The 8,655-nt window shown below is 70.5% G+C and carries 7 protein-coding genes; 2 read left to right on the forward strand and 5 right to left on the reverse strand.

Annotated features, from left to right (window positions below; translation table 11 throughout):
- Both VJN29_RS13295 and VJN29_RS13300 read left to right on the forward strand, forming a co-directional pair.
- Positions 1–125 (forward strand): universal stress protein (locus VJN29_RS13295; RefSeq protein ID WP_324144114.1); only part of this gene is annotated, 125 nt, incomplete at its 5' end.
- A gap of 239 nt (positions 126–364) precedes the next feature.
- Positions 365–793: a nitroreductase/quinone reductase family protein gene (locus tag VJN29_RS13300; protein ID WP_324144108.1), complete on the forward strand. Its 429-nt coding sequence runs from the start codon at positions 365–367 to the stop codon at positions 791–793.
- Between the two features lie 160 nt (positions 794–953).
- On the opposite strand, the gene VJN29_RS13305 is transcribed toward VJN29_RS13300, so the two are convergent.
- From VJN29_RS13305 to VJN29_RS13325, 5 genes are all read right to left on the reverse strand, one after another.
- On the reverse strand, positions 954–2,126 hold the full coding sequence (locus tag VJN29_RS13305) for a hypothetical protein (protein WP_324144109.1): 1,173 nt from the start codon (positions 2,124–2,126) through the stop codon (positions 954–956).
- A 189-nt stretch (positions 2,127–2,315) separates the two neighbouring features.
- Positions 2,316–3,377, reverse strand: a complete 1,062-nt coding sequence (locus VJN29_RS13310; RefSeq protein ID WP_324144110.1) for a glycosyltransferase family 4 protein — start codon at positions 3,375–3,377, stop codon at positions 2,316–2,318.
- An 18-nt stretch (positions 3,378–3,395) separates the two neighbouring features.
- Positions 3,396–5,567 carry a glycogen debranching N-terminal domain-containing protein gene (locus tag VJN29_RS13315; protein ID WP_324144111.1) on the reverse strand — a complete coding sequence of 724 codons (2,172 nt, stop codon included), beginning with the start codon at positions 5,565–5,567 and terminating at the stop codon, positions 3,396–3,398.
- Between the two features lie 110 nt (positions 5,568–5,677).
- Complete coding sequence (locus VJN29_RS13320; protein WP_324144112.1) at positions 5,678–6,364, reverse strand: hypothetical protein; 687 nt, start codon at positions 6,362–6,364, stop codon at positions 5,678–5,680.
- The coding region (locus VJN29_RS13325; RefSeq protein WP_324144113.1) for a MinD/ParA family protein at positions 6,361–8,655 on the reverse strand (2,295 nt) is incomplete at its 5' end. The genes VJN29_RS13320 and VJN29_RS13325, both read right to left, overlap by 4 nt.

The raw sequence follows: 8,655 nt of genomic DNA on the forward strand, positions 1-8,655 counted from the left end.
ACGCCCGGATGCTCGTCATCGGCCTGCGTCACCGCACCCCCGTCGGCAAGCTGCTCCTCGGCTCGACCGCCCAGCGCCTGCTGCTCGACGCGCCCTGCCCGGTCCTCGCGGTGAAGGCACACTGACGCCCACGGCCTCCGAGACACTAGCATCCTGCTCCGCGAGGCGGAGCAGGATGCTAGTGCCTCCCACCACGGGGCCACACGGGAGCGCGGCGCGGCAGCGGGCGGCGTCTTCTGCACACTCGACCAAGGGCCGCGGTTCCGACAACCGCAGCGCTCAGCAAACTCGGATCGGTTCGGCGCCGTGGTTGACTCGTCACCGGGCACTTCACGCGCGACCGAGCGAGGATGACATGGCGTCGATGGCACAGCGACTCTGGAAAGCCGGCAACGTGGCGGCCGTGTGGATGTACCGGCGTACCGGCGGCAAGGTCGGCGGTAGGGCGAGGGGCGGCAGCCGCGTGCTCCTGCTCACTGTGGCCGGACGCAGGTCCGGGATGCCGCACACCGTGCCGGTGGCGTATGTCGAGCGCGACGGCGCCTATTACCTCGCCGCGACAGCCGGCGGCCAGCCGAAGGAGCCGCAGTGGGTCCGCAACCTACGCGCCGCCTCGACCGCGACCATCGAGGTCGGCCGCGAGAGCAGGACGGTGTCGGTCGAGGTGCTGAGCGGAGCCGAATCCGACGCGGCGTGGAAGGACGTCATCGTCGCGACCTACCCCTCCTTCGCCCCGTACGAGGCGAAGTCGGGGCGCAGGATCGCGGTCGCGCGCCTGACCCCGACGGCGTGAGTGGCTTCCCACCACACGGTCACACGCGAGCGCGGCGGGGGCGCTTTCTGCACACTCGATCAAGGCTCGTCAAGGCAGCACGCGGGAGCGCGGCGGGCGGCGTTTTCTGCACACTCGACCAAGAGGCCGGCGCATCCGACAACGGCAGGACCAGCAGACCTCACCACCGGAGCAGCGCGGCGATCCCACCTGCATCCTGCAGCGCCCCGTCGGCCGCACCTTCGACCGGGCTGACTCGGGCTCCGGTGGTCAGGGCCCGCTCGACCAGGCGTTCGGTCAACCGGGGCTCCGGCCTCCCTTCCCTCCCGCCCGGCGCGACCTCGTCATCCCCGTACAGCTCCCCTTCTGCGCCGACCGAGCCCACGTACCGCACCTCCGGGTCGTACACCAGGTGGTCGACCCTGCCGGCGTTCAACGCCTGCGCCACCTCGGACAAGCCGAGGGCAGCCGCACCCGAGCCGCCAACGTCGCGCACCCGTTCGACGAGCTGCCTCTCACGCTCGTTGTGCTGGTCGTGCACCAGCTCGGTGACGGTCGACGCGAGCGTCCCGTCGTCGAGACCCGTGAGCACCCGAGCATCGGGAAAGACCTTGTGGCGCAGCGATTGCGGGAACCTCTCGACCATCGGGCCGGTCCACCGATCGCCGCCACTGACGAGGATCCGTTCCCACCTTCGCTCCTCGGCAAGCCCTGCAGCCACGATGGCCGCCTCGTCGAGGAAGCGCTCGGCCCGGTCGCGCGCGCGGTCCTTCTGCTGCTCACGCTTCGGGGAGTGGTACTGCCCCGGCGGACCACCGCCGAGCTGCCCGCTTCGCTCATGGGGCGCCTCGACGTACTCCTGCTCCAGCCGGCGGACCAGCTCCAGGGTGCCGAGTCGCCACTCGAGGAGCTGCGCGTTGTCCCCCGAGACAATGACGACGCCAGCGGTGCGGCCCTCGTCCAGCTGTTCGAGCAGTGGATGGAGGAACGGGCCGTCATCCAGGACGAGCCTGGGACTCACCGGCATCGCACTCTCGAATCTCTGCACCCAGCCGCTTCCCAACGCGGCGAAGGCGAACCGGCTTCGTCCAGACTCCCTCGGGCTGGCCAGGCTCTCCAGCTCCGGCCACAGCCGCTCGAGCGCCGCAGCCACGGCGCGGCTCTGGTCCCCCGCCTCCTCGGTCACCCGCCGTTGCAGCTCACGGAACCGGTTCTTCAGGTCGATTCCGGCGGCCTGCAGGTTGGGGTCGTGCCTGACGTCGGCGTTGACATAGACCGACAGCACGCCCAGCTCGTCGGTTCGCTGCACCAGGTCCCGTAGGCCGTCCTCGTCCAACCGCTCGATCGCGACCATGGTTCGCCACCCCGTTCCTTCGCAGGTTCATCCGGATGCAGTCCAACCTCCACCGTGTCTACCACAGTGACTGAGAAGGGGGTATGCCGCTGAGCGCGCTTGCGTCGGGAAGCGAGCTCAGCGGCATACCCCCTTGGCCGTGCTTGTCGTTCCACGCTGGGAGGAGAGGAACCATCCGAAGCGGGTCAGTCAGGAGGCTGCTTGCGCTCTCGGGACGGCCCTGCGCTCCATCGCCTCGCGGTAGACGCGGACGTACTCGTCGACCATCCGCGGGATGTTGAACCGCTCCTCTGCGGCGGCGCGGCAGTCGACCGGTGCGAGGTCGCCGACCTGACGCAGCAGCTCGGGCAGCGCCGACTCGTCCTCGGCGAACAGACCCGTGCGGCCGTGCTCGAGCACCTCGGGCACCGAGCCCCGCGCGATCGCGACGACCGGGGTGCCGCAAGCGAGGGACTCGATCATGACGAGGCCGAAGGGCTCGTCCCACTGGATCGGGAAGAGCAGGCAGCGCGCGCGGCCGAGCACCTCCAGCTTGTCCCGGCCGCCCACCTCCCCGAGCCATTCCACGTCAGGTCCCAGGAGCGGCTCCACGTGCTCGGCAAAGTAGGCCTGCTCCTCCGGCTCCACGCACTTGGCCGCGATCTTCAGCGGCATCCCGGCCGCCCGCGCGGCCTCGATCGCCTCGGGTGCGCCCTTGTCGGGGGACATCCGGCCGAGGAAGAGCGCCCAGTCCTCCTTGTCCTCCCGGAACGGGAACTCGGACACGCGTATCGCGTGGTGGATGGTGGCGGCCCAGCGCTTGGGCAGGCCGCTGGCTCGCTGGTCCTCGGAGATGGCGACGAGGTCGACGTGGTCGCTCACCGCCTCGGCGACGATTCCCATCTCGTCATCCATCGGGGCGTGCATCGTCGCGATCGTCGGCGCCTTGCGGGCGCGCGCCACGAGCAGGCCGGCGACGGTGTTGTCGTGGATGACGTCGAACGACTCGCGGGCGAGGGCCGGCTCGAGCGTCGCGACGTGGACGATCTCGGGCATCAGCTGTCCCATCCGGTCGTACTGCGCCTCGTCACGCAACCGGACGAAGCGCCCCTTCGTCGTCGAGTTGCCCACGCCGTACACGGTGACGTCGTGACCACGGTCGACGAGGCCGTCGGCCAGGTTCGAGAGGAAGAGCTCGGTGCCGCCGTAGCCGTCGGGCGGGATCTCGGTGTACGGAGTGGCGATGACGGCGATCCGAAGGGGGTCATTCATGTGGGTGCTCTCGCGGGGTCAGGGGGCCACGTCTTGGCCCACCAGCCCTTCCACTACCCACTGGAGCCCCTCGGGGATGGCAGCGCCGTCGATGTGGTTGCCCTGGGCGCGGAGCTGCAGGCGCCCCCCGGCCAGCGGCAGTCCGGTGACCGAGAGGGTGGACAGGCGTTCGGGCACGTGAGGCCGCGCCCGCACTACGCCGTGGTGGACCTCTGGCTCCAGGCCCAGCAGAGCCCGAGCGAGATGGACCGGCACCGCGGAGGCCCAGGCCTGTGGGGAGCACGCGGTCGGATACGGGACCGGCACGGGGTACGCCTCGCGCTGGAGTCCGGCGAACAGCTCCGGGAGCCGACCGCCCGATGCGGCTGCCGCGTCGAGGATGCCCTCGGCGATCCGGTGGCCCTCGTCGACGAACCCGCGGTGCATCAACCCGTAGGCGATGAGCGCGTTGTCGTGCGGCCAGACCGACCCGTTGTGGTAGCTCATCGGGTCGTAGGCGCCCATGGACGTCGCCAGCGTGCGCACGCCCCAGCCGGAGAAGAGCTCGTCAGACACCAGGTGCCGGGCCACCTCCGGCGCATGCTCGTCGTCCACGATCCCGGTCCACAGGGCGTGCCCCATGTTGGACGCCAGTGCGTCGATCGGGCGCTTGTCCCTGTCGAGGCCGACGGCGAACCACCCGCGCTCGGGCAGCCAGAAGCGCTCGTTGAACGCCGACTTGAGCCGGCGGGCTCGCTCCTGCCAGTGCGTGGCCAGCTCCGGCTCGCCGCACAGCTCCGCGAGCGCCGCCCGCGCGCTGAACGCGGCGTAGACGTAGCCCTGCACCTCGCAGAGCGCGATGGGGGCCTCGGCGATCGTCCCGTCTGCGAAGTTGATCCCGTCCCACGAGTCCTTCCAGCCCTGGTTGACCAGACCGCTGGGGGTGGCCCGCTCGTACTCGACGAAGCCGTCACCGTCACGGTCGCCATACCGGTCGATCCACTCGAGCGCCCGGTCGACGGCGGGGAGCATGCGCCTGACCGTGTCGCACTGCCCGTGCCAGCGGGCGTACTCACCGACGAGGGCGACGAAGAGCGGCGTCGCGTCCACGGTGCCGTAGTAGGCGTGCCGCCCGGTCGGGCCCACCGCGGTCCCCGGGCCGGTCCCGTAGGGGAGGGCAGCATCAGCCGCGTCGTCGGCCTCGTCGAACCTCAGCTCGTGCAGGATCCGGCCGGGCTCCTCCTCGGTCCGGTCCACGACCCGCTCGCCCTGGCGGTGGGCGAGGGCGTCGAGGACACCCTGGGCCAGGGTCGGGTCGAGGGCGAGCGTCATGTACGAGGTCAGCAGCGAGTCCCGCCCGAACAGGGTCATGAACCACGGCGATCCTGCCGCGAGGACCGGCAGGCCCGACCCCTCGTCGAAGACGCGCAGGCTTCCGAGGTCGTGTCGCGCCCGGCGGAGCGCCTCGTCGAAGTCGGGGTTGCTCGACCGGATCTCCGCCGTGCCGTGCTCCCACTGGCGTTGGCGCACCGCGGCCGCCGTCTCGGTCAGCGGGTGCCCGTCGGGGAACCGCGCCGGGATCGGCGCGCCGTCGATGACCGGCTGGACGTGCACGCTCGCCTGCCACACGCCCCGTCCCGGGATCTCGGCGACGAAGTCGACGGCGTCCGGTCGCAGCTCGGCTCCGGCGGCGCTGACATCCACCCCGAGAGCGCTCGCATCGTCGTCGACCCGGCGAAGCAGACACACCCCCGTGTCAGCCAGCTGGACGCGCGTCTCCGTCTCCGTGGGTGCCCGCGACTCCTTGACCTCGAACAGGCTGGCGAAGTCCGCCTGGAACCTGATCCGCACAGCGAGCGTGACCGGCTCCGGGTGCAGGTTGCGGATGATGACGTCCTCGCGCATCGCCTCGTCGACGTAGCGGGCCCGTTCCACGAGGAGTCGCCTGGTGTCGCTGAACAGCCGACTGATGAACCGGCAGTACCACGGTGATGGCAGGTGGTGGGTCAGGGGCTCGGGCCGGGTGCCGTCGATCTCGAGCACCCAGCCCGAGAGCAGTCGCGTGTCGTGGCCGAAGAAGCCCAGCGGTGCATCGCTGTCGATGTCGCCGTTGGGCCGAGAGAGGACGAAGCTTGCTCCGGAGAGGACGGTGACCGTCTCGGGTGCGACGGGGGCGGACTCTCCAGTGAAGGTGACACCGCTCGTAGTCATCATTCGACTCTAGGTCAGGACGACCCCCCTACTTCAAGGGGCCGTATGCCGCTGAGCTCGCTTTTGTGCGAGAGCGAGCTCAGCGGCATACCACCTTTGTGAACGCGCGGTCAGCCGGCCTTGACGTCGGCGTCGTACCTGACGGTGGTGATCGGCCCGAGCGCACCCCGCAGCTGGTCCTCGAGCTCGTGCTGGGTCGAGGACTCCGCGGTCGAGCGCAGCCCCATCGTGCTCGGTGCCGGGCCAGCCGCCTGGGAGCGCGCCCACTCGCGCAGCTCGGCCAGCTCACCGTTGTCGAGCCGGTCACCCCGCGGGGCGACGACGACGATCTGGTGGGCCGCCGCGTTGCTGGTGCAGCCCTCGCACACGGCGTTGGCGGCGAATGACCGGTTGTTCGCCACGACGGTCTGAGGGTGGCGGAGCACGACGACCTGGACCGAAACGGCGGCCGACGAGCAGTCGCTGCACTGCGACGTCGTGGACGTGGCGAGGTTGTCCAGCCTCGCCTCATTCGTCTTGTTGACGTAGATGACACTCACCGTCGTGGCCGTCGAGGAGCAGCCGTCGCAGTTGGTGTCGGCGCCCGCGCTCGCGTCGCCCGACACGCTGCGACCGCTACCGAGCTGGGACACCGAGAAGGCCTCGTCGGACGCGTTCGGGTGGGACGCGGAGGCGATGGCCACGGCGCTCAGGTCCGCGCTCTTGGCATCGTGGGAACCGCTGGCGGCCGACCATCCGGTGCCCCCCAACACGGCAACGGCAGAGAGGATGGCGGCGACGCGCCGTGAGACGTTCACTCGTCCACTCCCGTCAGTGCGAAGCCGTCAGCGACCGCGGCGGTCATCTCCACGAGGCTGTCCCGCGTCTCCGGGCGCAGGGCCGACAAGCGCGTCTGGGCACCGAGCTCGAGGGCCGGGTCCCAGGGGACGCGCACCACGCGGCGACACCGCTGCTCGAAGTGCTCGACCATGGGTTCGATTGGAGCCCCGACCCCTTCGCGGACTCCATTGATGACGACCACGGCCTGCCTGACGAGCTCGTGGTAGTCGTGCTTCACGAGCCAGTCGAGGGTGAGCGCCGCGGCACGTCCACCGTCCACGCCTGGCCGCAGGACGAGGACGAGCTGGTCCGCCTCCTCGAGCAGGCCCTGGTTGGCGCTGTCGAGAATGCCTGTGCCGGTGTCCAGCACGATGAGGTTGTAGAAGCGGTCGAGCAGGCCGATGAGCTGGTGGTAGTCGTCCCGACCCAGGGCCATCCCGATGTGGGGGTCGTCATCCGAGGCGAGCACCTCGAGGCGCGACTCGGCGCCCTGGGAGGTGTACTCGCGCAGGAGCGAGTAGGTCGTGATCCGGTCGAGGTTGGCGAGCACGTCGGTGATGGCACGGTCGTGTGGCGGCGCGACCCGGTGGGCGAGGTTGCCCGCGTCGGGGTTCGCGTCGACGGCGATGACCCGGTCACCGCGCAGCGAGGCGAAGGTGCTGCCGAGGGCGAAGCTGATCGTCGTCTTGCCGACCCCGCCCTTGCGGCTCATGACGACGATGCGGTGCGAGCCGGCGATCGGGGCGTTGAGCCGCTCCTCGAGCTGCATGCGGCGGCGCTCCTGCCGGCCGGGGCCCGGGTTGACGGCGCCTCCGGAGAACCGGTAGACGCGCTCCCGCCAGCCCCTCGTCGGCACCGGGGCCTCGGGCGGCAGGATGAGCTCGTCGCGGAAGGCATCCGCGGTGAGCTCGAACACCTCGTCGAGGTCGTCCTCGTCCCGTCCCTCGGGAAGATCGTCGATGTCCGGCGGCTCGACCGGCGGCGGCTCGACCTGCCGCGGCTCTGGCAGCCGAGGCTCGACCGGCCGTGGCTCCACCTGAGCCTGGTGGCCGATGCCGGGGTGCTCGCTGCCGGGGTGCTCGCTGCCGGGGTGCTGGCTACCGGGGTGCTCGCTGCCCGGGTCCTCGCTGCTGGGCTGGCCCGTGGTCTGGACGCCAAGGGCGAGTGAGGTGCTGGGGCTGCCGTGGGGAGTTCCGTTGTGCTGCAGGCTCATGGCCGGCTGGTTGATGGTCATCGAGGTCTCCTCGTTCGACAATCGGTCACGCCGCGCCCCCGCGCGGCCCGCCCGCGAGCTCACCAACCGCCACAGCATGCGGACGAGGCGGTCGAGCAGGACGGCGATGCCGAGCAGAGGAACGGCGAGGAGCAGGATCGAGATCGATGCGAGCGCCACCGTGGCGACGTCGCCGGCATCTCGGGCAGCGGTCCACTGCATTGCCTGCATGCGGATCGCGTCGATGTTGGTGCGAATGATGAACGGAAGGTTCCAGAGTAACCAGAGTGTGCCAATGAGCAAGATGGGAACAACGAAACAGACCCAGGCGATCACCGTGCGCCGGGCGCGCGGACGCAGCTCGGCAACCCGCGGGTCACGCTCGGCACCGGGTCGCAGGGACCGGAGCACCGGCCCGACCCGGGCGAAGAGGTCCGGGACACCCGCCAGGTCGGCGAGCACGTAGTAGCCGTCGAGCCGGACGATCGGGATGAGCTGTTGCAGCATCTCGACGTGCATGATGAAGGCGGCCAGGAGGAACAGTCCGTTGCCCGTCGTGAGGTACAGGCTGGCCAGCACGATGAGGCACAGGACGTTGAAGTAGAGCCCGCCGAGGTCGGTGCGCAGGCGTCCCGCACGGCTCAGGCGGTACGAGTCCGTGACGTCCGTGTAGAAGGCGGGGAAGATCAGGTAGACGCCGAACCCGATGGCGCCGGGCCGTCCCCCGCTGTAGCTGCAGGCCGCCGCGTGCCCGCTCTCATGGATCAGTCCACCGAGCGTGAGCACGCCGTAGAGGCCAAGCATGAGCACCGGTGTCGTCAGCACCTGCACGACGGCCGCCCCGAGGTCGCCGGTCGTGAGGAGCCGGATGTCGAGCACGACGACGGCGATGAGGGCCACCACGACGACCGGTGGCCAGAACACCGGCGCCAGCGCCCGGCCGAGCTTCGGCACCCACCGGGCGGGCACGAGCACGCCCTTGAGCGACAACGACAGGAGCGGTCGGGCCTTCGGCAGGGCGGCCTTCCTGGGCCGCGGGGTGAGGGTGGCGGGTGC

Origin of the sequence: Intrasporangium sp., assembly GCF_035280925.1 — a bacterium.
In the GTDB taxonomy this organism is placed as follows: Bacteria; Actinomycetota; Actinomycetes; order Actinomycetales; family Dermatophilaceae; genus Intrasporangium.